Annotated in this window: 1 protein-coding gene; it reads left to right on the plus strand. The window is 49.1% G+C overall.

Annotated features, from left to right (window positions below; genetic code table 11):
• Positions 1-27: 27 nt before the first annotated feature.
• Positions 28-285, plus strand: a 258-nt coding sequence (locus tag ABS769_RS22555) for a hypothetical protein (protein WP_434801694.1), incomplete at its 3' end; no start/stop codon positions are given.

A 285-nucleotide genomic window follows, 5' to 3' on the forward strand; every position in this document is an offset into this window, starting at 1 on the left:
CGAGAGACGGAGAGACTTCAAAACTGCATGAAACTGCTGCAATCCGATGTGGAGGAAGCGGAGCGATTGCTCAAACAGACCAAGAGTGAAATCAACACGGAGAAGCTACAGGCAGCCAAGACGGAAGCCAAGACTGCCTTTGTGTCGAAGATTGGTTCTCTTTTGGGTAGTGGAAAATTGAAGGAGGTGGAGCAACACAACCGAAAGTTGTGCGAGCTTGTGACAGACCGAGAGCAATACATTGACGAACTCCATGAGAAAATTCAGCGAACGGAGGACAGTCAC

Origin of the sequence: Xanthomonas hortorum, assembly GCF_040279205.1 — a bacterium.
GTDB classification, from domain to species: Bacteria; Pseudomonadota; Gammaproteobacteria; order Xanthomonadales; family Xanthomonadaceae; genus Xanthomonas; species Xanthomonas hortorum_F.